This window comes from Bacteroidota bacterium (assembly GCA_039821555.1).
In the GTDB taxonomy this organism is placed as follows: Bacteria; Bacteroidota; Rhodothermia; order Rhodothermales; family Rubricoccaceae; genus JBCBEX01.
The window spans coordinates 291,528-313,413 of record JBCBNX010000001.1 but is presented as its reverse complement, the minus strand read 5'-3'; the positions used below and the strand labels follow the sequence as shown (position 1 = coordinate 313,413).

At 64.3% G+C, this 21,886-nt stretch carries 22 protein-coding genes and 1 tRNA gene; 6 read left to right on the top strand and 17 right to left on the bottom strand.

The features are described 5' to 3' along the window. Nucleotides 1-34 precede the first annotated feature (34 nt). Together AAFU51_01290 and AAFU51_01285 are read right to left on the bottom strand one after the other, a co-directional pair. A complete protein-coding gene (locus AAFU51_01290; protein MEO1569877.1) occupies nt 35-1,696 on the bottom strand; it encodes a T9SS type A sorting domain-containing protein in 1,662 nt (553 codons plus the stop codon). Nucleotides 1,697-1,779: 83 nt separating this feature from the next. Then, on the bottom strand, nt 1,780-3,624 hold the full coding sequence (locus tag AAFU51_01285) for a M3 family oligoendopeptidase (GenBank protein MEO1569876.1): 1,845 nt from the start codon (nt 3,622-3,624) through the stop codon (nt 1,780-1,782). A gap of 234 nt (nt 3,625-3,858) precedes the next feature. Between AAFU51_01285 and ytxJ the strand changes: the two genes are divergently transcribed. The 3 genes from ytxJ to AAFU51_01270 all read left to right on the top strand — a co-directional run bounded on the left by ytxJ (nt 3,859) and on the right by AAFU51_01270 (nt 5,287). After that, nucleotides 3,859-4,218: a bacillithiol system redox-active protein YtxJ gene (ytxJ, locus tag AAFU51_01280; GenBank protein ID MEO1569875.1), complete on the top strand. Its 360-nt coding sequence runs from the start codon at nt 3,859-3,861 to the stop codon at nt 4,216-4,218. 68 nt (nt 4,219-4,286) lie between these two features. Then, nucleotides 4,287-5,171 (top strand): TlpA disulfide reductase family protein, encoded by an 885-nt coding sequence (locus tag AAFU51_01275; protein ID MEO1569874.1) that lies wholly within the window; start codon nt 4,287-4,289, stop codon nt 5,169-5,171. Nucleotides 5,172-5,203: 32 nt separating this feature from the next. Next, nucleotides 5,204-5,287, top strand: a tRNA-Leu gene (locus AAFU51_01270). A 49-nt stretch (nt 5,288-5,336) separates the two neighbouring features. On the opposite strand, the gene AAFU51_01265 is transcribed toward AAFU51_01270, so the two are convergent. The 9 genes from AAFU51_01265 to AAFU51_01225 all read right to left on the bottom strand — a co-directional run bounded on the left by AAFU51_01265 (nt 5,337) and on the right by AAFU51_01225 (nt 14,954). Further along, the gene (locus AAFU51_01265; protein ID MEO1569873.1) at nt 5,337-6,797 is read right to left on the bottom strand and encodes a hypothetical protein; all 1,461 of its coding nucleotides are present in this window, start codon (nt 6,795-6,797) and stop codon (nt 5,337-5,339) included. 143 nt (nt 6,798-6,940) lie between these two features. Continuing rightward, on the bottom strand, nt 6,941-7,150 hold the full coding sequence (rpmE, locus tag AAFU51_01260) for a 50S ribosomal protein L31 (protein ID MEO1569872.1): 210 nt from the start codon (nt 7,148-7,150) through the stop codon (nt 6,941-6,943). A 380-nt stretch (nt 7,151-7,530) separates the two neighbouring features. Next, entirely contained in the window at nt 7,531-8,988 is a 1,458-nt protein-coding gene (wbaP, locus tag AAFU51_01255; protein ID MEO1569871.1) for an undecaprenyl-phosphate galactose phosphotransferase WbaP, read from the bottom strand. A gap of 348 nt (nt 8,989-9,336) precedes the next feature. Next, nucleotides 9,337-9,969, bottom strand: coding sequence for a PIG-L deacetylase family protein (locus tag AAFU51_01250; protein ID MEO1569870.1), 633 nt, complete (start codon nt 9,967-9,969; stop codon nt 9,337-9,339). A gap of 83 nt (nt 9,970-10,052) precedes the next feature. Next, on the bottom strand, nt 10,053-10,916 hold the full coding sequence (locus AAFU51_01245; protein ID MEO1569869.1) for a glucose-1-phosphate cytidylyltransferase: 864 nt from the start codon (nt 10,914-10,916) through the stop codon (nt 10,053-10,055). Between the two features lie 89 nt (nt 10,917-11,005). Then, on the bottom strand, nt 11,006-12,382 hold the full coding sequence (locus AAFU51_01240; GenBank protein MEO1569868.1) for a glutamate-1-semialdehyde 2,1-aminomutase: 1,377 nt from the start codon (nt 12,380-12,382) through the stop codon (nt 11,006-11,008). A 62-nt stretch (nt 12,383-12,444) separates the two neighbouring features. Further along, nucleotides 12,445-13,761, bottom strand: a complete 1,317-nt coding sequence (locus AAFU51_01235; protein MEO1569867.1) for a DUF4910 domain-containing protein — start codon at nt 13,759-13,761, stop codon at nt 12,445-12,447. Nucleotides 13,762-13,891: 130 nt separating this feature from the next. After that, nucleotides 13,892-14,437: a peptide-methionine (S)-S-oxide reductase MsrA gene (gene msrA / locus AAFU51_01230; protein MEO1569866.1), complete on the bottom strand. Its 546-nt coding sequence runs from the start codon at nt 14,435-14,437 to the stop codon at nt 13,892-13,894. Between the two features lie 220 nt (nt 14,438-14,657). Further along, nucleotides 14,658-14,954, bottom strand: coding sequence for a hypothetical protein (locus AAFU51_01225; protein MEO1569865.1), 297 nt, complete (start codon nt 14,952-14,954; stop codon nt 14,658-14,660). Nucleotides 14,955-15,466: 512 nt separating this feature from the next. On the opposite strand from AAFU51_01225, the gene AAFU51_01220 reads away from it, so the two are divergent. Continuing rightward, the gene (locus AAFU51_01220; GenBank protein MEO1569864.1) at nt 15,467-15,913 is read left to right on the top strand and encodes an ATP-binding cassette domain-containing protein; all 447 of its coding nucleotides are present in this window, start codon (nt 15,467-15,469) and stop codon (nt 15,911-15,913) included. Nucleotides 15,914-15,994: 81 nt separating this feature from the next. On the opposite strand, the gene AAFU51_01215 is transcribed toward AAFU51_01220, so the two are convergent. From AAFU51_01215 to AAFU51_01200, 4 genes are all read right to left on the bottom strand, one after another. Then, entirely contained in the window at nt 15,995-16,468 is a 474-nt protein-coding gene (locus tag AAFU51_01215; protein MEO1569863.1) for a TerB family tellurite resistance protein, read from the bottom strand. 98 nt (nt 16,469-16,566) lie between these two features. After that, complete coding sequence (locus AAFU51_01210) at nt 16,567-17,493, bottom strand: SDR family oxidoreductase (protein MEO1569862.1); 927 nt, start codon at nt 17,491-17,493, stop codon at nt 16,567-16,569. A 98-nt stretch (nt 17,494-17,591) separates the two neighbouring features. Beyond that, nucleotides 17,592-18,065 (bottom strand): hypothetical protein, encoded by a 474-nt coding sequence (locus AAFU51_01205; protein ID MEO1569861.1) that lies wholly within the window; start codon nt 18,063-18,065, stop codon nt 17,592-17,594. Between the two features lie 41 nt (nt 18,066-18,106). After that, on the bottom strand, nt 18,107-18,592 hold the full coding sequence (locus tag AAFU51_01200; GenBank protein ID MEO1569860.1) for an acyl-CoA thioesterase: 486 nt from the start codon (nt 18,590-18,592) through the stop codon (nt 18,107-18,109). A 225-nt stretch (nt 18,593-18,817) separates the two neighbouring features. On the opposite strand from AAFU51_01200, the gene AAFU51_01195 reads away from it, so the two are divergent. Continuing rightward, on the top strand, nt 18,818-19,768 hold the full coding sequence (locus AAFU51_01195) for a patatin-like phospholipase family protein (GenBank protein ID MEO1569859.1): 951 nt from the start codon (nt 18,818-18,820) through the stop codon (nt 19,766-19,768). A 49-nt stretch (nt 19,769-19,817) separates the two neighbouring features. Beyond that, nucleotides 19,818-20,396 carry an SPOR domain-containing protein gene (locus tag AAFU51_01190; protein ID MEO1569858.1) on the top strand — a complete coding sequence of 193 codons (579 nt, stop codon included), beginning with the start codon at nt 19,818-19,820 and terminating at the stop codon, nt 20,394-20,396. Here AAFU51_01190 and lspA read toward each other — a convergent pair. Beyond that, a complete protein-coding gene (gene lspA, locus AAFU51_01185) occupies nt 20,325-20,945 on the bottom strand; it encodes a signal peptidase II (GenBank protein ID MEO1569857.1) in 621 nt (206 codons plus the stop codon). The genes AAFU51_01190 and lspA overlap by 72 nt on opposite strands. A gap of 65 nt (nt 20,946-21,010) precedes the next feature. Further along, a complete protein-coding gene (locus AAFU51_01180) occupies nt 21,011-21,799 on the bottom strand; it encodes a polysaccharide deacetylase family protein (GenBank protein MEO1569856.1) in 789 nt (262 codons plus the stop codon). Between the last annotated feature and the right edge of the window lie 87 nt (nt 21,800-21,886).

Genomic DNA, 21,886 nt, shown 5'->3' with positions numbered 1-21,886 from the left:
GGCTCGACCCTGGGATTCTCACAGGAGGGCCCTGCTATCGAAGGACGATGGAGACCGTCTCCCGAGCCGTTCCCGATTGAACCTGGACGAAGTAGATCCCGCCCGGTAACGACTCCACCGGGGCCCATTCGATCTCGTGAACGCCCGCTCCCCGTGCCGCATCGGCGAGCGATGCCACGCGGCGACCCAGCACGTCGAACACATGCGCTTGCACCCGCTCTGGGGCATCAAGCCGGTAGGGAACACGAACCACATCGCCCGAGCGTACGAAGGGGTTCGGGTAGGCTGCGCCCACTGCAAAGCCTGACTCAGGGAGGCCATCCTCGGCCGCTAGCGCGTCGTTCTCGTAAAGTATCTGCACCTCGTCGTCGAGTTCTTTCAAGAGCGCAACTGAGTCGAAGCGGTCCGAGCCTCGCGCCCAGAGGATGCCAAGGGTGAGGACCTGAGACTCGCCTGGGGCGAGCGTGAACGGTCCCGTCGAAAGCACGAAGCGGCGGTCGCCTGGTGTGTTCGCGGTTCCATTGCCGTCGATGTCCCCTTCGCTCCAGAAGGCGGGAGGCTCGCCGGGGAAGGCGAAGTTGGTCAGCTCGCCCGTGGTCGCGTAGCCGTCTCCACCGACTCGGAAGGGCGTTCCGTCACGCCAACGGGCCGTCAAGTAGTTGAAGTACTGCTGCGCTGACGTGGCCTCGCCTGCAGTGGGGTCGCACCGATCTGCACAGCCACCGTTGTTGAAGTATGTAAACGCGGTGATGCCCAGCGTGTCCGGCGCCATATCGTCGCCAACGTCTGGCACATCGGCATTGATGATCGGCCCCTGGAAGAAGTCATAGCCGAGAGCCGGAGGCGCCATGCCATAGCCGCCGTTGATCTCCGAGTCGTCCTCGTCGCCGTTGTAGACGAAGGCTAGGCCGCGCTCCTGGTCAGAGCCGATAAAGTCGTCGCCGAAGTCTCCCAAGTCAGGGTCCACGAAGATGCCGACGTAGGTGTTCTCGATCGGCTGGTCGTTCTTGTTGATGATCGTGTACTCGTAGAACGTGCTCTGCCGCAGGAGGAACAGGTTGGAGGCGAAGGCGAGGGTTTGGACTTCGATGCCCAGCGGCTGCGATTGCGTGGAGGCATGCTGGTTGCCCACGTCGTTGTTGACCCACCACGCGCTCTGGTCCCCGTTGATGCGCGGCCGGTCGCCGTTGGCCAAGTTGTAGTTGTCGGGGTTGCCGTCTCCGTCGATCACCGGCGCTCCGAAATCGGCAGGCCACTCGATCAGGTCGAGCGTGGCCACGCCCGTAGACTCAAACGTCTCAACGTCTTCGTTGGAGACGACCCAGATGCGGTCGAAGTCCGCACAGTCGCTGGGCGGGACGGCGCCGTCTTCCAAGGGGCCTGGCCAAAACTCGTACCCGTCGTAGGTGGCCGCAGCTACCCGCAGTTCGTTGTTCACCTCGCCTGCAACCCAAAGACCCTGGGCGAAGATCGCCTGCACGCCGCGCCCACGTGGCACCTCATACTGGGCCGTTGAGCCGTTGAAGAAGAGGTTGCCGTTGATGAAGAGGTCGGCGTCAACCTCGTTGACATCGAGCGTCGCCGACGCTGTCCCGGGCACACAATCCCCGAACTGTTGAGCGCTAAGGGGCGATGCGAGGAGAAGGGCAAGCGCACCGGCAAGCAGCGCGCGAGATGGGAATGTATCGATACGCATGGGCAGCCATGAGGCAGATACGTGGGAGAAGGGCGGTGCGCTGAAAGTACGCACCACCGAACGCTCGCCCTTCCCCGAGGCTCTCACACGTCCAGTTTGGCGGCTTCGGCCTCGGCTTCGGTGACGAGTGCCTCAATGGCGTCGAGCCCCTGCTGCCAGAATCCCGGGTCATCGAGGTCGATGCCGAGGCGTCCGACAAGTACGTGCGGCCAGTCCGAGCCCCCCGCCACCAGAAGGTCCCGGTACTTCGGAGGAAACGCCTTCCCCTCCTCGACATAGCGTGCGTAGAGCGCGAGCACGAGTAGCTCGCCAAAAGCATACGCGTAGACGTAGCCGGGCGTATGGACGAAGTGTGGGATGTAGCTCCACCAACGCCGATAGTGGTCGCCCAGGAGAACGCTGTCGCCGTACATCGCCGTCTGTGTGGTCATCCAGTGCTCGGCAAACTGGTCCGCCGTGAGCTCCCCTTCGCCCCGGCGATGGAGATGAATGGCCTCTTCGAAGCGGTTCATCGTCACTTGCCGGAAGACCGTCGCCATCGAGTCGTCAATTTTCTGAACCAGCATCGAGAGGCGGCGGCGCGGTGCCGTCTCTGCCCCGATGAGGCGCTGGAAGACGAGCATCTCCCCGAACACGGACGCCGTTTCCGCCGTCGTCAGCGGCGTGTCGGCGTGGAAGACGCCTTGCTCGCGGCTGAGATACTGGTGGACGCCGTGGCCGAGTTCGTGTGCGAGCGTCTGCACGTCGCGGACGCGGCCCGTGTAGTTCATGAGGATGTACGGGTGCGCACTTGGCACCGCGCCGTGGCTGAACGCCCCGCCCCGCTTCCCTGCAACCGGCGGCGCGTCGATCCAGCGCTCGTCGAAAAACCGAGCGACGATATCACCCAGTTCTCTATCGAAGTCGCCGTAGGCCTCGGTGACGAGGGTGCGAGCCGCGTCCCAGGAGTACGACGACGCTTCCGTATCCGCGACGAGGGGCAGCGGCGCATAGCGGTCGTAGTCCATCATCGGCGCCTCGTCCTGGCCAACCTGATCTGGGCTAAGTCCGAGCAGCCGTGCCTTGAGGCGGTAGTAGCGATGGGCGAGGCCATATCGTCCCGTCACGGCGTCGATGAGCGCTTGCACGCTCGCATCTTGGATTTCGTTGGCGAGGTTGCGGCTCTGAATCCACGATGTGTAGCCACGAAGCCGGTCTGAGGACGCCTTGTCGGCCAGGACGGTGTTGAACGCGTAGGTGAGTGGGTACTCAAGGCGCTCAAACCCTTCGGTGAGCGAGAGAGCGGCGTCCTTTCGCACCGCACGGTCGGCGTCGTGGAGCTTCGCGAGCACTGCCTGTTCCGGCAATGACTGGCCTCTGAACTCAAACCGGGCGCGGCCGATCGTCTCGTCGAAAAACCGCGTCCATGCGCTCCGCCCCGTGATGCTCTTCTCGGCAAGAACCTTCTCCTCGGGCTCGGAGAGGAGGTAGTCTTTCTGGAGTTGCTGCAGTTCGAGGTAGTGCCGGTACGAGACCAGCGCCTCGTCCTGTAGCAGGTAGTTTGCCTTCTCGGCGTCCACGGCCGCCCATTCGACATCGAAGAAAATGAGGCGCTGCGCGGTCTGCGTATAGGCTTCCTTCACATGTTGGAGCAGCGCGCCGCGCGCCGCGTCTTCAGTCGCGGTGGACCAGTTGAGGTACGCGAACGTATAGGCTCGACCCAGCGTGTCCTGGATTTCCGCGAGCTCTGCCATCGTCCGCGCCAGACTGGCGGGATCCAATGCGCCGAGCTTGCCACGGTAGCGCTCGGCGAACGAGGCCGCCTGCCCGTCAGCCGCCACGAGATCTGCTTTGAGGATCGCGGTGTCTGCGTAGAGGTCGTCCAGGTTCCAGCGCACGTTTTCGGCTCCAGTATTCGGGGAGTCGGGAGTGTCTACGGTGGGGGCCATATACGGCGACGGTGGAGCGGTGCAGAGGGACATACGGGAGGGCAAAGGCTGGGTCGTTCGTGAATGGGCGCGTCCCGGGCATCACAGTAGCGGTTCCAAACCGCTGGCGACACCCAAGCTTGCAACTTCGCCCAGAAGGACGGGTATCTTCGGCCTGCTCTTCTGGGGAGGTCGGCCCGTTGTAACCCGCCCTCAGCCCCGTGTTTCCGCCCCTCTCCTGCTTCCCGTCCCGCCATGGCCAAAGTCACGACCCTCCACACCCCGGACGATTTCCAGGTCGTCCTCGACGCGTCGAAGGAGCATCCCGTGGCCGTCCTCAAGACGAGCATCGCCTGCCCGATTTCGGCACGCGGGCAGGAACAGTTCGTCCAGCTCGAGAACGATGCCGACCCGCCACTCTACGGCCTCGTGGTCCAGTATGCTCGACCGCTCTCAAACCACATTGCTGAGACGACTGGGGTGGAGCATCAGACGCCTCAGGCTCTCGTCATCTACGACGGCGAGGTGGTCTTCCACGCAAGCCACCAGCACATCACGGCTGGGCGCCTGCGCGATGCTGCCCGCCGCGCCGTCGGCGCGTCCTCCCTCTCCTGACGTCGTCGCCCTGCTCACCCTCCCGCTGTCTCGTGAACGTACGACTACCCCGCTATGTCGTCGCGCTGATGCTGCTCCTCGCGGCCACAGGGTGCCGAGAGGCGGCCGACACGTCACAATCGGAGACAGCCGTGACCTCTTCCTGGGCCGCCCCACCCGACAGCGCTAACACGTATGCCCAACCAGGAGCGCAGCAGCTTCCACGATTCTCCCTGCCGACCCTGAGCGGGACGCGCTTGACCAACCAGGACTTGGCCGATGCTGCCCTAGTTCTGCACTTCTGGGCACCCTGGAGCCGTCCAAGCATGGGCGACCTCTCTCTTCTCGACTCGTTGAGCACGGTACTCGTAGACGACGGCATTCGCGTGGTTGGCGTCCTTGAGGCAGACGGTGAGCAAAACGCTGCCCAGTCCGTCGTCGATTCGCTGGGCATACGCTACCCGATCCTCATCGACGAGACGCACCAACTCGCCACGGCGTTTGGCGAGATCGCGATGTTGCCTACAACGCTTCTGATCGACCGCGATGGCGCCGTGTTCGAACGACGTGTGGGGGCGTTCACGTCGGCTGAACACCTACGCATCCGTCTGCGCCACTTGGCAGAGCAAGCCCCGAGCCTTCCGCCCGAGTCTTCAGAAATGCCCCAGGCGCATGCCCTCACGCCAGACCGGGCGCATGCGCTCGTACGTGACGGTGCGGCCGTCTTCGATGTCCGTGACCTCTCCGAGCGGCTTGCCAACGATCCCTTGACGCCTGCAACGCCTGCGCCGCTTGCAACGCTGGCACCAGAACATCTGCCTACCGACCTATTACGGCCGGTGCTCTTCGTTGGCGACACGCTAGGGACACGCGCGCAGCTTGCTGCCGAGCAAGCCTTAGCCTGGGGCCATCGTCGGGTCTATTTCGCTGGCGGCGACCTCTCGCAACTTTTCGCCGGGCAACTCGATGGCTAGGAGTGGCGTGGTGTGAGTAGCTTAGCACGCCTGCCGGAGTGGCGGAATTGGTATACGCAGCAGACTTAAAATCTGCCGCCCATTCGGGATTGCGGGTTCGAGTCCCGCCTCCGGTACACGTGCTCTGGGGTGACTTGTGGGGACAGGATCTCCCCTGCTGCACCCTCACCGTGGCATTTCGAGCAGGTAGTAGAGCAAGTTGTCAGCGAATGCGATGCTCTGCGTCATCTCCAGGTGATCGGCAAAGATGAAGGTCACCGACGACCAATCGATCGGCGAGACGAGCATCGGTGCCCACTCGTCCCCAACGCGCTCGTCCATGAGCGCACTCGTGCGGAGGACGGTATCGTCGCCTGGTTCGTAGCTGTAGGCCGTCACGGTACCTTCGTCTCGGTCGACAGCCAGCCGTGCGAGCGTGGGCGCCGCGTCACTGGCGATCAGCTTCAGTTCGAGGCCAGGTGGGCGTTCTGCCCGGAGGTCGAGCGCGGCGAAGAGCTGTTCAGCGCGGCGCAGGCTCTTCCGTTGATGGTCCAGGGCAATGCGGCGCCGGTCGTCGCGCTGGCTGACGACGGGCAGCAGGTTTTGCAAGACCTCGTCCTGGGCTGGGTCGGCGAGGCCCCACTGCATGCGTTCCCAGTAGTCGGCGTGCAACACCGAATCGATCGAGGCCTCCGGTTGGGCGGCGTCCACGAGCGTTCGGTGGCGGTCACGCGGAAGCAGTTGATACACCGCCGGCATGGTGCCCAGGATTGCAGCAGGGTAGTCAGGCGTGACAGCCGGGGTCTTGAGCCCCTCCACGAGTTGCATCACCGTGAGGGGTGATCCTGCATTCGGGGTACCGACGAGAACGACGCGCTCCACGTGTTTGGCCCCTTCCCAGGTCAGTTCAGGCAGGCTCCCATTCGCCGGAAGGTCCTGCGCCCCGTAGCGGAGAAAGTAGCGCGTGATCATGCCTCCCATCGAGTGCGCGACGATGTCGAACTTGATGTCGTAGTCCTCCACACCGTACCGCTCTGCGTACTGCGCCTGCAACGTTGCGCGCGTCTCTTGGATGAAGGCGTGTAGCCGCTGGGCATTTTCGACGTTGTCGCGGCGCCAGTCGTAGTCAAACTGGAAGCAGGTAAAATGGTCGCTGCCGTAGTCGACCGATTCGAGGGCGCCCGCAGCGTCGCGATACCCGCCGATCCCTAAGACGCTCAAGATTTGCGCATAGGCGCGGAGCTGGATCGGCAGACCTAGCACCTTGATCCGCACGCTTTCCAGCGCGCCGTCTGGCTCTACTCCGTCGATCAGTTCACGCAGCGAACGCCCCTCTTCCATGGGCAGCGCGACCAGACGCTGGCCTGCGGGCTCGTCAGGGTCCGCGAACGCCCCAGTGAAGGCGCCCCAGACGATCTGTCCGCTGGTCTCGTCACGCAATCGGGACCCCAGCACGCCGGGGATCAAGATCACCGGATTCCGCTCGATACCTTGATACTGCGCCTCGCGGTTGTAGATCGCCGCGAGATCCGGCTCGGCGCGGCTCGACAAGCATCCGGCGAGCACGGCCGCGCCGCCCAAGAGCACCAGCAGGAGCGTTGCGTTTCGTCGAGGTGTCTCCTCCATGGCTTCCGGAAGGGTCCGCATTGTGTGGGTTGTCTTTGTCGAGGGTACGATACACACGGCCGAGAACTCTCCCCACATGCAGCGCGAACATGTTGGGCCCAAACGCAAACGCGGCCCACCTCCGATCTGGAAGCGGGCCGCGCCGATGTAGGTTCGGTGAGCGCTTAGCTCTTTTTGCCGTAGCGCCGGTTGAACTTCTCAACACGGCCCGCCGTGTCGACAAACTGGCGCTTGCCGGTGTAGAACGGATGGTTGGTCGAATCCACGTCGGAGACGTAGTTATCGGTCGGCATCGTCGTACGCGTCACGAACTCGGTGCCGTCGGCGAGGCGAACCGTTGTGAAGCTGTAGTCGGGATGGATGTCTTTTTTCATGGTCGGAGCCGGAGGTGTCGGGGCGATCAAAGCTCGCGTTGGTTAGATCGTTCCGAACAGATCATTGTAGCAGAGCTTTATAAACTAGGGCTGGACCTCATCGAACACCATCACGTGTGCTCAGATTCACGCACCCTTATGAAAATCGCATGCCCCTCCTGCGAGTGGGAGCCTCCGCCCGAAGCGCGATGGCGCTGCTCGTGCGGCCATAGCTGGCACACCTTTGACACCGGCGGACGGTGCCCCGCCTGCTCGCGTGTCTGGCGCTCGACCCAATGCTTGGCCTGCACAGCGTGGTCGCCTCACCACGCCTGGTACCGCGACCTTCCGGACATCGAGTTGGATGAGCTACTGCGTCCTGTCCGCGAAGAGGCGTGCCTCTAGTAAGCTCCGGATCCTTTGGTGACCGCGCGGAAGGTGCGCACGAGGATCACGATGTCGAGCCAGAGTGACCAGTTGCGCACGTAGTACGGGTCCCAGCGCTCCATGCCCGCGTTGCCGCTGTCGGAGCGGCCTGAGACTTGCCATAGCCCCGTCAGCCCAGGCCGAACGCGCTCTCGCACCTCGCGGACGCTGGCTGGCAGCTCGCCGTGGTGATACTGCGGGAGCGGGCGCGGACCAACCAGGCTCATCTCGCCTCGGAGGACGTTGAACAGCTGCGGGATCTCGTCGAGGCTGGTCTTGCGGAGGAACTGCCCGACGCGAGTGATGCGCGGGTCATTCTTGAGCTTGAAGTTGGCGTTCCACTCGGCGCGCAGCGCCGGATCGCTCGCCAGCGCGTCCTTCAAGACGAGATCCGCATTGGGCACCATCGTGCGGAATTTGAGCGTGCGGAAGTGGCGGCCGCCTTGTCCGATCCGCTCCTGAGCGTAGAGCGGGTGCGCGCGGTCTTCGAGCCAGATCGCCACGGCGAGGAGCGCGCAGAGGGGCATCCACAACGGCGCCGTGAGCAGCACCGCCCCGAGGTCAAACGCCCGCTTGGCGATGCGACGGGTGAGGCTGATGTGGTGGTAGGTAATCTCCAGGCCGAGCATCCCGCTGAGGTCTCGCGAGCGCATCCAGAGCGTCGGCGTCTCGTTGAGGTCAGGAATGACGATGGCCTTGCGGTAGCACGCGAGCGGCCCTTCGAGCAAGTCGCGCCGGGCGTCCATGTCGAGGTTCTGGATCGCGAGGATGGCAAACGGCGCCTCCACCGAGACACGGTCCATCGACCCGACGACGGGGACGCCCTCGACGGTCGATCCGTGCAAGCTCTCGTCGTCGTCGAAGAACGCCGCGGGTACGTAACCCAGGCCGCGCTCCTCACGGAGTTGGCGCACTACGGCGGCACCCATCTCGCCCGCCCCGTAGATCACGACGGGAACGCCCCACAGCCCCGCGTCAATCATGGCCGACTTCGTCCAGTTGCGCAACAGCGGCACCGTCACCACGGCGAACAGCGCCGCGAGCCCCATCAAGAAGCGGCTGTTGTCGAGGCCTTGCTGCGAGAGAAAGAGGCCAAACGCCGCGACGACGAAGGTTCCCACGGTCAACCAGGCTAGGCGTCGGTACTCCTCGACAGCGCCCACGCCCCATCCCGGCAGCAGGCCTAGGCTGACAGCGCCCGCCCAGTAGATCGTCGGCATGACGAGCATCCAGGGCTGCACGAAGGCCGCTCCGAAGAGGAAATGACGCACCGTGCCCGCGAGCGCGAAGGCGATCACCAGGCCAAGCGCGTCGCCGAGGCCGAGCATGGTGGCGCTGAAGACGCGGCGGCGCACATAGTCAAACGTGCGAGCACGGGCGAGCGCGAGGCGGCGGGCAAATGAGTGGTCGCGGGCGAGGACGCGGGTTTCCATGGACCGGGGTGGGTCGGAACGGCGAAGGCGGCGCGCTCCGTGAGAGCGCGTCGGCCCTGGAGTAGGCAGCCTGTCCGCTGACAACTTTGTTCCAGTCGAGCGGCTGGTCCGTTGAGCCATCGGGTCTGTCCGCAGGGCGTTCCGTCAGCGTCCCAGTATTGCCGGCCGTCGGTCGTGGGACCGCCGGAGTGTCGGCATTTTTAGACGCTGAGCGGGTGAGTGGCGCTTCCCGTCGCGCGGTGGTTGTCGCGTCGGAGCACTGGGAGGCCGCTGCGTCCTCGCCCGAGGTCACACCGGCATGGGGTTGTGAGGCGTGAGCCCCGCAGGCAACACGCCTTCGGAGTATACCTAGCGCCAGATGATTTTCCGACCTGTAAATGCCTCCGCTTGGTCGACACCCGCCTCGATACCGCGCAGCCGCATCAACCCGGCGAACGTCGCACGGGTGAACCATCGCTTGCTCCGCTGCGTCCCGAAGTGCCGCATCAGAAGATCGACCTTGCGATCAGCCGTCGCGGCGTCGAGCGGGACGTAGACGTTGGGCTGGCCGAGGTCGCCGTCCCACTTCGGGATCTCGTATTCTAGCACGAGGTGGTCGCGGAACGTATTCCACGTTAAGTCCGAGACGACGCGGTGGTCCTGATGGCGGTCCGCACGAGCGTGCGTGAAGACGATGTCCGGCCGTAGCGCTTTGAGCGTCGACTCGAAGTAGTCTTTGATCCGGGCTCCCTCGAAGGGGAAGCAGCCGTCGCGGAAACCGCCGAACCGGAGCGTGGCAGCGGCGGCGCTGGAGAGCAGGTCTTCGGCTGCCGCCCGCGCCTCAGCCTCGCGCTCAGGGTTGCCCGATAGGCACACGTAGTCCACCGTGCTTCCCGGATGCGCCGCAAGCAGCTGTAGCACGGTCCCCCCGCATCCGATCTCGATGTCGTCGGAGTGCGCACCGAGACAGAGCAGGCGGAGCGGGCCGTCGGGGAGGCGCATGGGGTCGAGTCCAGGATGGTGCGTTTTGGGTACAGAACAGACGCCTCAAGAGAAGCGCAGAGGGTGTGCTGGTACCCTCGCGGCTACTCCTCGCTCTTCACCACCGAGACCGCCTTCATCGCGCCATCGCCGGAGGCGGGGCCGAGGGTCAGGTCCGGCGCGCGCACGGGCTCGCGGTTCCACACCTCCCAGGGCGCATCGCCCTGGCGCTGGATTTCTTCGAGCATTTGCTTTTCCTTGAACGTGTCCATGCACGCCCAGAAGCCGTCGTACACATAGCTGGCGAGCTGCCCGGCTTCAATCATGCGGCGGAACGGTGCTTCCACGAGTTCGTCGCCCGGCTCCATATAGTCGAACACGTCGGTGCGCAGCACAAAGAAGCCGCCGTTGATCCGCAGGCCGACGTCGGAGACGTGCTGGATGGCGGAGACCGTGCCGTCGGGCTTGGTGGCCACGACGTGACTGGTGTAGTTCGGCTGCACGCCGAGGAAGCACGCCGCCTTGCCGTGTGCCCGTGCGAAGTCGATCATCTTCGGGAGCGGCACGTCGGAGACGCCATCCGCATAGTTGGCGAGGAAATAGTCTTCCCCTTCGAGGTACGGTTTTACCGCCATGAGACGCTCTCCCACGCAGGCATCGAGTCCGGTGTCGACGAACGTGATGGTCCAGTCGTGGATGTCACTCTGGATCAAGTCGACCTGACGTCCCCCCTTCGAGAGGACGAAGTCGTTGGAGACGCACTCGTCGTAGTTGAGGAAGTACTCCTTGATCTTGTCACCTTGATGGCCAAGGCAGAGGATGAAGTCGGTGTGCCCGTAGTGGGCGTAGAACTTCATGATGTGCCAGAGGATCGGGCGGTAGCCGACGCGCACCATCGGCTTGGGTAGGCCGCCGCTGTATTCGCGGATGCGCATGCCTTGGCCGCCGCAAAAGAGAACGACTTTCATGATCGGGGAGGAACTCGGGAGGGGATCTGAAAGCGAGTGGGCAAGGATCGCACCAGGGAGGCGTCGTCTGCAACTGAGGCGGCCGTCGGCTACGCGCGTTTCCGAAAAACCGGCTGGACAGGGCGGCCGACGAGCCAGCGTCCCGGGCCGCCATCTGGGCCGCCCTCTTCGAGAGCCCGGGCGTAGACATGCAGGGCCTCAGCAAAGGCCGCGACCGTTCGGTCAAGCGCGCCGTCGTCGTGGGCGAAGGACAGTACGAGTGAGGGCGCGAGGATGCCGCGCAGCACGAGTTCTTGCAATAACAGCGTACGGAACGCCTGAGACGGCCTCCCCGCTCGGTCGCGCGTGGCGAACACCAGGTTCGAGGAGCGGCCGAGGACCTCGACATAGCCTTCCACTCCAGCGACCGTGATGGCTGCGCTGAGGCGAGCGCGGAGCTTTTCGCCCTGCCGGTGCATGAAGCCACATATGTCGTGCTTGCGGTAGACCTGCATCGTGGCGATGGCGGCAGCGAGGCCATGCGTTTCCGCGCCGTGTGTGGCCGACAGCAGGAAGACGCGGTCCTGGTCGGTGCGTAGCCCGCCCAGCTCCATGATGTCTCGGCGGCCCGTGAGCGCGCTCACCGAAAAGCCGTTGGCGAGGGCCTTGCCGAAGCATGCCAGGTCCGGCGTGATGCCGTAGAGCGCCTGTGCCCCGCCCGTATGCCAGCGGAAGCCCGTGATCATCTCGTCGAGGATGAAGAGCGCGCCACGCTGGTGGCAGAGCCATTGCACGCGATGCAGAAAGCCCTCTTCCGGGTCGCTTCCGCGCGAGGCTTCCATGATGACACACGCGATCTCACCCGCATGGTCATCGAAGAGTTTGAGTACGCTCTCGAAGTCGTTGTACTCGAACGCGACTGTATCGGCTACGGCCTGCTGTGGGATACCCGCGTCCATCGGTGTGCGGCCGATGAACCAGTCGTTGTAGCTGAGAAACGGGTTCTGCTGGCACACAGCCACCTTTGTGCGCCCGGTGACTGCACGCGCCAACTTGATGGCAGCTGTAGTCACGGTCGAGCCGTCCTTCGCAAATTTGACCATCTCGGCACCTGGCACGAGGTCGAGCAGTGCTTCGGCGGCTTCGACTTCGATGGCAGCGGGGCGCGTGAAGTTGGTGCCCTGCATCGCTCGCGTCGCGGCCTGGACGACGGGCGCGTAGCCGTGCCCCAGTGTGACCGCGCGGAGGCCCATCCCGTACTCCACGTACGCGTGTCCGTCGGCATCCCATACGGTGCAGCCGTCACCACGCACGACTCTCACGGGAGCCCAAGCCGGAAGCTGGTCGTCACCCTTCGCGTAGGTGTGCGCACCACCGGGGATGAGCGCGTGTGACCGCTCGGCCAGTGCGATGCTCTTGGCGAATCGGGCTTCCAGCGCAGCCCGGTCCAGGCCGAGCGCGGGGCGCACGTCGGTCGATGTTGTCATGGATCGGATAGAGTACGGGCGAGGATGGAATGCCGGAGGTATCGGCGTGCCCTCGGTAGCCTTTAGGTTTTCAAGCGCTCCACAAGCCCCTGTTCTTCCAAGAGGTCTGCGGCCTTGCGGAGCGCTACGAACGGTAGCCCGGACCGCTCCGCGACGGCGAGGAGGTCAAACGTCGGCGTTGTGTCGGCGGATGCCATATTCAGCGCCCAGAGGAGGGCAAGCTGCTGTGTAGGAGCGTCGGGTTGACCGCCTAAGGCGCGGTAGAGCCCCCGTCTACCGAGTTGCGGTTCGCCGTTGGGGTAGAGACTTCGAAGAAACCGGTTGGCTTCGAGGATGTCGACCGTATCTGTGAGCCGCGCGAGCGCTCCCTGGAGTTGCGCTTCCGAGATCGTGTCGAGGTTGTCCGCCGAGGTGTGGTATTCGGGGTACTCGCCGTACGGAGTCCGGGTGAAGCATCCAACGGGCAGGTTGAAGCCGGGGCTTCCATACTGCCGTTCGTCGTAGCCATAGGGCGTGAAGGGCCGCTCGTCGAGCTGCTCCCCAGCATCGCGCATGGCCACGGCCACCACGCGATCGATCTCGGCAGATGCTACACCGAACGTGCCGGGGCGGCTCCGTTTGTAGGTGAAGCCTCCCGCGTTGCCCAGGTTGGCTAGGATGAGCCCATGCCGCACCAGTGGAACCCTCGCCGCATTCTGGGCGAGCCACGTGATCGCGCCAACAGTGCCTGGAGCCCACACGAAGTGGTAGGTGTAGCGGCGCTCTGGGCGCGCGGCAAGCCTCTCAGCTAGCGCCGCACTCACAACGAGTCCGGAGAGATTGTCGTTAGCGAGCATCGGGTGGCAGACATGCGCAGAGATCAGCACCGTGTCTTCCGTCGATCCCGGCAGGATCACCTCGCCGTAGGTCAGCGCGCCCGGCTCACGCGTCGCATCGATGCAGACCTCGTAGACGGCATCGTCCCCTTGCCCGTCTAGTTCTAAGACCGTGCGGTGGCGCAGGCAGAAGCCCCAGGTTTTTGCGTAGTACGCGGTGCGATACGGGATAAGGTCGGGCCAGTCAGGAAGCGAGTGCACGCGTGGCCGTAGCTCGTTCCATGTAAGCCGCTCCCGAACGGGCACGCTGTAGCCGACGAGGTGCAGGCTATGACGGTCCGCGTCGACAATTCGACGGCCGTTGGCGTCTTCGATCCAGGCCTCGCGCCAGTTCCACTCGTCGGGCACGGTCCAATCGAGGACGGGGCGGCCAGACGGCACTTCGTGCTGGACCAGCATGGGCAGACGCTCTCCGAGCACGTGGAGCGTTGCGCGCACGCCATCGCCCGTGAGACTACGGCGAAGCGGGTAGAGGCGAGCTGCGAGGTCGTGAAGCGGAGACACTGATTCGATCGTGAGCGCGAGCTTTGATGGACGGAGACCAGCGCAAGGTCCGTACCGGAGGGTTTTCTGACACAGCGAGCCCCGCGCTCCAGGGCGAAACGCGGGGCTCGGCAGCGTATCGAGACGCCTGTCAGGCTGGCTGGGACAGCTTGTCCATGAACCGCTTTCGGAACTTGGCGACCTTCGGCGCAATGACCGCAGCACAGTAGGGCTGGTTCGGGTTGCGCTCGAAGTAGTCCTGGTGATAGTCCTCCGCCGCGTAGAACGTGGGCGCCGGCTCCACGTGCGTCACGATCGGGTCGTCGAAGATGCCTGCCGACTCGATTTCGGCGATGACGGCGCGGGCCGTCTCCGCCTGCCCGTCTGAATGCGTAAAGACCACGGAGCGATACTGCGTGCCTACGTCTGCGCCTTGTCGGTTGAGCGTCGTAGGGTCATGTGTGGCGAAGAAGACGCGCAGGAGGTCGGCGTAGTCGATCTCGCGAGGATCGAACACCACCTCCACCACTTCGGCGTGGCCGGTGAGCCCCGAGCAGATTTCGCGGTACGTCGGATTGGGAATATTGCCGCCTGCATAGCCCGATACAGCAGCCTTCACACCGCGCAGGGGCTTGACTACGGCCTCAACGCACCAGAAGCAACCGCCGCCGAGCGTGGCCTTGTCGAGAGTCGTCATTGGATGAAATCGTGGATGGTAGAAACTAGCCAGGGGCGTATACCCGAGGCTGAGTGGGATGCTCCATCCTTGGACGCGCTTACCTCAAAGGGGTCCCCCCATTCGCCACCGTATGTCGGGCCGTCTTGAGGCGGGCTCCAAATGAAGCGCGTGGCATGAGTAGACTCATGCCACGCGCTGCAGTGAGATGCGTCGTCGCGGCGAGAGGCCGCATACGAGCCTAGCCGAAGTCCTCATCACGGCCGACGAAGACACGGTAGTTGTTACCGGAGTCGTCCGTGCGGGCGCTCTTGACGGTCCACTCTTCGCTATCGAGATAGCGGTAGAGGTAAGCGCGGAGACCCTGTACTTCGTTGGGGCTGAGGTTGTCGAGCGTCACGACTTGCGTGCCCCGACGACCTTGAACAGCTTCGAGAACAGGGTGATACTTCGACGTCCGCCCGCCTCGTCCAGAACGAAGCTCGGAAAGCTTGTTCTTGGCATCCTTGGCAGAGATCGTTTTGATGTTCAGCGACATGGCTGCGATTCGTACGTGATGGTGGAAGGGATGGCTCAATGTCCAAAGCTGTGGACACTGAACGCGTCCTTGCTTCGATAAACGAAGTATAAATCTACAACCCTAAGTGAACGAATAGGATGATTTCCTAGATCTGCGCTGATTTTCATTTCTACACGAGCCTCGCGAGTTTGATCGCCTATCCCTGTATCAACACAACTACACCGTGATGTACCCTAAGCTCAGAATAAATTGTCCACTAGCTACGCATACCTAACTAACAAAGTATGTCCGCACACTCGATACGTCATAGAGCACGACCGACATATGACTTCAATATATCACACATATTGTACTATAAGTATACACTGCTAGGAATGCACGTATAGCTTCAATATGCCTAAAATCTGTTGTAACCCCTAAATATCCGACGTTGCCTTCATCCCGCCTACTGCGCCGACGTTATTCACCCGTGGGGCGCCACTTGTTCTGGTGCACTGCCTATTGGATCGTATATCGCCCCAAGGCTGGCGTTGGACCTCAAGGATTCCTGCCGAGGGCGACATATCGGTATGGTGTTCCAGCAGTTTCACCCCGTGGGCGCACTCACAATCGTTCAGATCCTGATGCTCGCGCCGTCAATGGCTGGGCTCCCAGCGGATGCATACCGCGCGCGGTCTCTGCGCGGCGCACTCGGCATTGCTGAGAAGGAGAACGCCTACCCCGACAAGCTCTACCAAGGGCAGCGTCGATGCGTTGCGATCGCACGTGCCTTGATGAACAAGCCCCCGCCTCTCATTGCGGACGAGCCGACGAGTGCCTTGGACTACAGCACCGCCGAGGCCATGGCCGATCTCCTTGTCGATGTCGCGGATCGCGTGGGAGTAGCACTCGTTGTGTCCACACACGATGCGCGCATAGCCCACCGTTTCGGGCATCGGCTGGCGCTGCCGCTCGTCAGCACCGAGGCAAGCCTGTAGAACGAGTAGCCCACGGACGCCGCGGTTTCGCGGTGCGTCCCGGGCTCGCGGCGCGCCTGTGACTTGCGATCCGCACGGGCCTCACGAGCCGGGCGCGAACCGCAGCGGGCGCCGTGCCACGGAGCCGTTCTTCGCGTCTCCGTCGTGCTGGGCATGGTACGCCAGGTCGTGCATGACCTGGATGTCGTTCGGGTCGATGCCTAGCAATTCCTGCGCATCCCGCAGTCCCACGTGCTCGCCGAACTCGATGCTCTCATCAACCAGCGCGATGTCAATCAGATTGAGCATGAGGCTGTGCCGAACTTCGGCGCTAGCATCGCGGAGCTGCTCCAAGCACGTTGCCAGGCTCGGCGGCTCGATGGCGAGTTGAAAGACACGCTTGCGGGCCTCGGACGAGAGTGGCTCCAGGTCGAGCGTCTCGAAGATGAGCGTCGACTCCGCGTCATCAACGTTGTGATCCGCGTCGGCGATGGCAAAGAGCGCCCCGTAGAAGGCGAGGCGTTGGACTTCGGGCAGCGAACGGAGGTCGAGCGTCTCGAACGAAGCGGCAGACATGACAGGCGACAGGCAGGGTGAAGTGGCTAGAAGGTGCAAATTACGCCCTGAAGGGGTCGGCTGCGTCCGCGAGACGCCTCGTGAGCGACAGCGGACTGCTACCGGGACGGGACCGGAAGCCCGAGTTTCTTGCCGAGGTGGTCAAACGCGGCGGAGAGCGGGCGTGGCTTGTACCCGAGTTCCGTCTCCGCGCGCAGGATGAGCAGCGGCGTCGAGGCGGGACGCGGGTGCGTCGGGTGCAACTCTGCAGCCGTGATCGGCTGCACCAAGTCCGGGTCGAAGCCAAAGTGCTTGGCGAGGCGCCGCGCGAACTCGAACACCGTCATCGTTTCTCGCCCAGCGAGGTGATAGATCCCGCTCTTGCCCCGCCACTCGATGCGCAGCAGCCCGTCGGCAAGGTCGTCCACATAGGTCGGCGTACGAATCAGGTCGGTCACCACGCGCACCGTCTCGCCGGCCTCAAGCGCGCTGCATAGCCACAGCGCGAGATTGCGGCGACGCAGGTCGGTGCCTGGGCCGAAGACGAGCGCCGTCCGTGCGACCGCCCAACGGTGAAGGCCTGCACCACGCACGGCGTTTTCAGCGGCCAGCTTTGAGCGGCCGTAGAAGTTGATCGGTGCCGGGTAGACGTCCTCCGCATAGGGGGGCGTTTCGCCATCGAACACAAAGTCGGTAGACACCTGGATGAGGCGCGTCCCATGCGCACGGCAGGCACTCGCCAGGGTCTCGACGGCCTCCACGTTGACTGCCCAGCACGCCTCGCGGTCCGCATCGCACGCCTCGACCTTGGCCAGGGCGGCGCAGTTGATGACGGAACGCGGCGCGAAGTCTACGAACACGTCGCGGATCGCCTGGGCGTCCGTCAGATCGAGGGGGACGTAGCCACAGTTGGCCGTCTGAAAGCGCGGGTGGTCCTCGCGGCTCGTCGCCAGCACGTCGATCTCGGGCACCGCGGCGAACCGACGCACCACGGCTTGGCCCACGAGCCCGTTGGCTCCGGTGACAAGTACACGGTGGTAGAGCATCGAGCGAAAACGGCTGCGGTGGCACGGCGGGATCACAAAGCTACGCAGGCATCGTGCCAGCGTGCCCCATCACCATGGAGCGCAATGGGTTGCGCGTGCTAGGGGTAGAACCGTATCCCGAGCGCGACGCCAAGGTCTACATCGGAAGCAGGAACGAGCAACAAGCGGGGCGTTGCTTGCGCGAACCCCTCGAATTGGGGCGCGAAACGATACGAAACCCCTACGTTGACGCTAAGGCCTACTCCCAGCTCGCTGTCTGCCCTGTCGTTCAAGCGGATAAAGCCACCCGGGCCGTAGTACCACCGCACTCGACTCGTGCCCGCCTGGCTGAGCACGGGCTGCGCGAGCAGCACGTGGGCCTGCACCACAACAGACTCAGCGTTGAAATCCCACGCGGCGGCGAAATCGTACGCGCGCCCGGTTGCGCCAATCTTCAAGGAGAGGCCAGTGATATCACCGACTTGCACGCCAACTCCCGTCTGGCCTTGGCCCTGGGCTTCGTGGACGAGGAGGGCGAGAACCAGCAACGGGATCAGACGCACTGGGATCAGACGCACCGGGAATAGGCGCATGGCGAGCGGGTCGAGGGTGGTTGGAGCAGCGCGGTGTGAACTCAGAGCGCCGCGGCGTGGATGTAGTCGCGGAGGTGGGCAGCCTCGCTCAGGTGCAGGCGCCCGCTCAGGATGAGCCGGAGTTCGCGACGGCGGGCGGCGGCCACGTAGCGCTCGTGATCATCGTCGGTTTCTGGCAGAACGGGGGGCACTGGAATGGGCCGCCCCGACTGATCCACGGCGACAAACGTGTAGAAGGCGCGGTTGCTCAACCGCCGCTCCCCTGTGCCGGTGTTCTCCGCCCACACGCTAATCTCGGTTTCCATCGAACTGGTAAAGGCGCGGTTGACCTGCGCTTCCAGAACCACGACCTCGCCTAGTGCGATCGCCGAGGCGAAGTCGACGTGGTCTACGCTCGCCGTGACCACGGTTCGGTTTGAGTGCCGCTGCGCAGCGATCGCGCCGCAGATGTCCATCAGGTGCAGGAGGCGCCCGCCCATCAGGTTGCCCAACGGGTTGGTGTCGTTGGGCAGGACGAGTTCGTTCATGCGACACGCAGACTGTGCGGGCGTTTTCGGTGACACGGCGGTATGGTGTTGGCAAGCAGATTGGGGAGCTGTACCCTACCATCGCGACCCGGGTGGGTTCGGCAGGCCCATAGGAACGGCCTCGCCATCGCTATGAATTAACACTGTTCACCGAACCCGAAATCGTCCACACGGTACGCCGCGACGGCCTTCTTGTATGCCTCTTCCCCACTGCGCCCACGTCTCATGATCGATCCGTCCCATCCTGCCCAAATTGGCCTGGTGCTTGGGGGCGGCGGTGCGCGCGGTCTCGCCCACGCGGGCGTCCTCAAAGTGCTCGACCGCGAGGGTATCCCAATCTCCTTCATCGCCGGGACGAGCATGGGTGGGCTGGTTGGCACCGCCTACGCCTCGGGAGTTCCTGCTCGCGCCATCGAGGCGGAGCTGATTGATCTATCGCGGCGCTCGCGGCTGATCCAGCTGGCGGACTGGCTTCCGAGCCTCACCGGTCTGTTCTCTGGCAATCGTCTGCAAGACTACTTCGCGAAGTGGTTCGGTGTGGACCGCACGTTTGGCGAACTCGCGTGCCCGCTCGCGCTCACGGCCACCGACCTCCGCAGCGGCCGCGAGGTCATCCTCGACGCTGGATCCGTTATCCAGGCGATGCGGGCCACGATGTCGATTCCAGGGATCTACCAGGCCGTCCAGGTGGGCCAGAAGCGGCTCGTAGACGGCGGCGTCCTCAACAACGTCCCCGCTGACGTGGCCCGCCGGATGGGCGCAAAGCGGCTCATCGCCGTGGACGTGCTGCCAAGCTTTGACAAGAACCGCCCCGACGCGCCGGTCGTCGAGCCACAATTGATGCCGCCGATGTTTCCGCCCGTCGCGCGCGACATCTGGCACACCATCTTCCTCTCGATCTCGGCGCTGACGGCCTACCGGCTTGCGGAGGCGAAGCCTGAAGTCCTGCTCCGCCCGGCACTACCGCAAGACGTAACGCTGCTCTTTGGCTTCACCCGCGCCGACGAGCTGATCGCGCTGGGCGAACAGGCCGCGGAGGCTGCGCTCCCCACGATTCGACACATGCTCGCCACCGTGGCAGACCACAACGACGCGGAACGCCCCGTGCCTGACGGGCGCGTCGCAGACCTGACCAAGGGCGCCGAGCCGGACCCCAGCGAATGGCCGCAGCCGTGATCGGCGCCGGTGCACCGTGGTAGCTTGCGCCAAACCCACCGCCTACACCATGCGCACCATCCTGGCCTTTCTCTGCCTCGCCCTGCTTGTTCCGTGTGCGTCTGCGCAAGAGCCCACGCTCTTGCCTGATTCCGTGGATGCTGTCCCCAACTCGCCGCCACCGGGCCCGTATTTCGTGATGGCGGGGAGCTTCCAGTCGAAGCGTACCGCGCAGGAATATGCGCTCCAGACGGGCGGCTGGGTACTCCGGACCGACCTCTACGCGCTACTGACGCCGGGCTTCTTTGCGGTCGTCCACGGCCCCTTCGTGTCCCGCGATGCGGCAGAGGCAACCCGTGAGCGCCTCGGGTTGGACGATGCCTACGTGCGCCTGGGCGGCGACTCCTACCTCCCTCCCAGCCTCGGCGACCCGGCCTTGCTGGCCGCACTGCTCGGCGACCTAGGCGCCGAGGTCACCCCTCGCGACGGGTCCACCGACGGCTGTGCGCCGCCCGAGCCCTATCTCGATATCCGCATCCGTTACGTCGCCGACAGCGGCCTGAGCGAGTCGCCCTCGCTAGGCCGAGGCTTCTGGGTGCTCCGGCGCACCGGCGAGGTCCGGCGCATCCCCGCCTGCGGTGCCGAGTGAGTGCCTCCGCTGTGCCTGGGCACGCTCCTGACGCCGGAGCGAGAGGTGCGCGGCAAACACCAGCACCAGGCCCACGATGATCGCCAGGTCGGCGAAGTTCGCCACCGGAAAGAGAGCAACAAACGACGGATACGCGCGCCAAGGAAGCTCGACGAAGCCGTGGTAGACGTCCAGGTGCAGGAAGTCGATCACGTTGCCATAGCCGAACGGGGCGTAGCCATAGACAACGCCTGCAAAGAGGCGGTCGAGCACGTTGCCGATCGCGCCCCCGAGGATGAGTGCGAGGGCCAGGCGATAGGTCCGCGATGCTGCGCGCAGCCAGACGAGGTAGATCGCTACCATCGCCGTGGCGAGCACCGACACGATGGTGAGCAGCAGCTTCGAGCCGAGGGTCCACCCGAACGCGAACCCCGGATTCTGGAAGTAGGACAGCCTAAACCACTGTCCGAGCACGGGGATCGTATCGCCCACTTCCATCATCGCCACGACCCACGTCTTGGTGAGTTGGTCGAGGACAACGACGGCGAAGGTCGCCCAGAGGACGCGCATAGCGAAGCGACAGGTGCGGTGGGAGCGGATGCCGGGTTAAGCGCCGCGCCGGGGGCGGTTCCCCCTCAGCCCACCGCACTGCGCCCGGTGAGCGCCTCGAAGCGCCGCCCGTCGATGCGGAGGGCGCGCACGTTCTGCACGTGTGGTCGGTCGAGGTGCCACCCCGCGCGCTGCAGGGCGTCGGCGCGCTGCGGGGCATGGAGCATCGCGGGGATCGCGTTTGCCACTGTCTCAAAGTGCGTGGTGCAGTACCGCCGTAGCTCCTGCGTAAAGTGCCGCCGCATGCCGTAGGGGTACGAGAAGTGCTCGACGGGGGCTTCAAGCACCACTTCAAGCTCGCGCTGGCTGCGGTCGATCTCGGCGACGGCCTCATCAAAGGGCAAGTCTGCCAGACACCGGTGCGTGTGCGTGTGCGCGCCGATGACGTGCCCGGCCGCGGCAATTTCTCGTAGCTCGTCGGTGGTCAGACTTGTGCGGTCACCGTAGTGGTCGATGCGGTCAAAGTAGGCGTCGAGGGCGGCGGGCGTCGCGCGGTCGCGGAAGACGCCCGTGTTGGTGTAGAACGTGGCCGTGACGCCCAGCCGGTCTAAAAGAGGCAACGCTTGATGCCAGGCGCGGTAGTTGTCGTCGAACGACACCCATGCGACGCGCTCGCCCTCAGGTGCACCGAGAAACGCCCTTGGCCCGGCCACGAAACGATAACCCTCACTTCTCGTCCACACTATAGCGCGCTCGAACGCCTCGTGCTCGTGCGGTTCAAGGCTGTGAAAGTAGAGGGCGAGGCGATTCGGCAGACCACGGTCAGCGAAGACGGCGTGGGCGCTACGGATCGCAGCTTGAACGAAGGATTTCACCGTGGGTCGTGGGTCGTGGGTCGTGGGTCGTGGGTCGTGGGTCGTGGGTCGAAGAAGCAACGCGGTTTTGAGGGCTGTGCCTAACAA

What these genes read in the sequence shown, in the direction of transcription:
- AAFU51_01290 (MEO1569877.1), bottom strand. Translation starts at nt 1,696, where the DNA reads ATGCGTATCGATACATTCCCATCTCGCGCGCTGCTTGCCGGTGCGCTT.
- AAFU51_01285 (MEO1569876.1), bottom strand. Translation starts at nt 3,624, where the DNA reads ATGGCCCCCACCGTAGACACTCCCGACTCCCCGAATACTGGAGCCGAA.
- ytxJ (MEO1569875.1), top strand. Translation starts at nt 3,859, where the DNA reads ATGGCCAAAGTCACGACCCTCCACACCCCGGACGATTTCCAGGTCGTC.
- AAFU51_01275 (MEO1569874.1), top strand. Translation starts at nt 4,287, where the DNA reads ATGCTGCTCCTCGCGGCCACAGGGTGCCGAGAGGCGGCCGACACGTCA.
- AAFU51_01265 (MEO1569873.1), bottom strand. Translation starts at nt 6,797, where the DNA reads ATGCGGACCCTTCCGGAAGCCATGGAGGAGACACCTCGACGAAACGCA.
- rpmE (MEO1569872.1), bottom strand. Translation starts at nt 7,150, where the DNA reads ATGAAAAAAGACATCCATCCCGACTACAGCTTCACAACGGTTCGCCTC.
- wbaP (MEO1569871.1), bottom strand. Translation starts at nt 8,988, where the DNA reads ATGGAAACCCGCGTCCTCGCCCGCGACCACTCATTTGCCCGCCGCCTC.
- AAFU51_01250 (MEO1569870.1), bottom strand. Translation starts at nt 9,969, where the DNA reads ATGCGCCTCCCCGACGGCCCGCTCCGCCTGCTCTGTCTCGGTGCGCAC.
- AAFU51_01245 (MEO1569869.1), bottom strand. Translation starts at nt 10,916, where the DNA reads ATGAAAGTCGTTCTCTTTTGCGGCGGCCAAGGCATGCGCATCCGCGAA.
- AAFU51_01240 (MEO1569868.1), bottom strand. Translation starts at nt 12,382, where the DNA reads ATGACAACATCGACCGACGTGCGCCCCGCGCTCGGCCTGGACCGGGCT.
- msrA (MEO1569866.1), bottom strand. Translation starts at nt 14,437, where the DNA reads ATGACGACTCTCGACAAGGCCACGCTCGGCGGCGGTTGCTTCTGGTGC.
- AAFU51_01225 (MEO1569865.1), bottom strand. Translation starts at nt 14,954, where the DNA reads ATGTCGCTGAACATCAAAACGATCTCTGCCAAGGATGCCAAGAACAAG.
- AAFU51_01215 (MEO1569863.1), bottom strand. Translation starts at nt 16,468, where the DNA reads ATGTCTGCCGCTTCGTTCGAGACGCTCGACCTCCGTTCGCTGCCCGAA.
- AAFU51_01210 (MEO1569862.1), bottom strand. Translation starts at nt 17,493, where the DNA reads ATGCTCTACCACCGTGTACTTGTCACCGGAGCCAACGGGCTCGTGGGC.
- AAFU51_01205 (MEO1569861.1), bottom strand. Translation starts at nt 18,065, where the DNA reads ATGCGCCTATTCCCGGTGCGTCTGATCCCAGTGCGTCTGATCCCGTTG.
- AAFU51_01200 (MEO1569860.1), bottom strand. Translation starts at nt 18,592, where the DNA reads ATGAACGAACTCGTCCTGCCCAACGACACCAACCCGTTGGGCAACCTG.
- AAFU51_01195 (MEO1569859.1), top strand. Translation starts at nt 18,818, where the DNA reads ATGATCGATCCGTCCCATCCTGCCCAAATTGGCCTGGTGCTTGGGGGC.
- AAFU51_01190 (MEO1569858.1), top strand. Translation starts at nt 19,818, where the DNA reads ATGCGCACCATCCTGGCCTTTCTCTGCCTCGCCCTGCTTGTTCCGTGT.
- lspA (MEO1569857.1), bottom strand. Translation starts at nt 20,945, where the DNA reads ATGCGCGTCCTCTGGGCGACCTTCGCCGTCGTTGTCCTCGACCAACTC.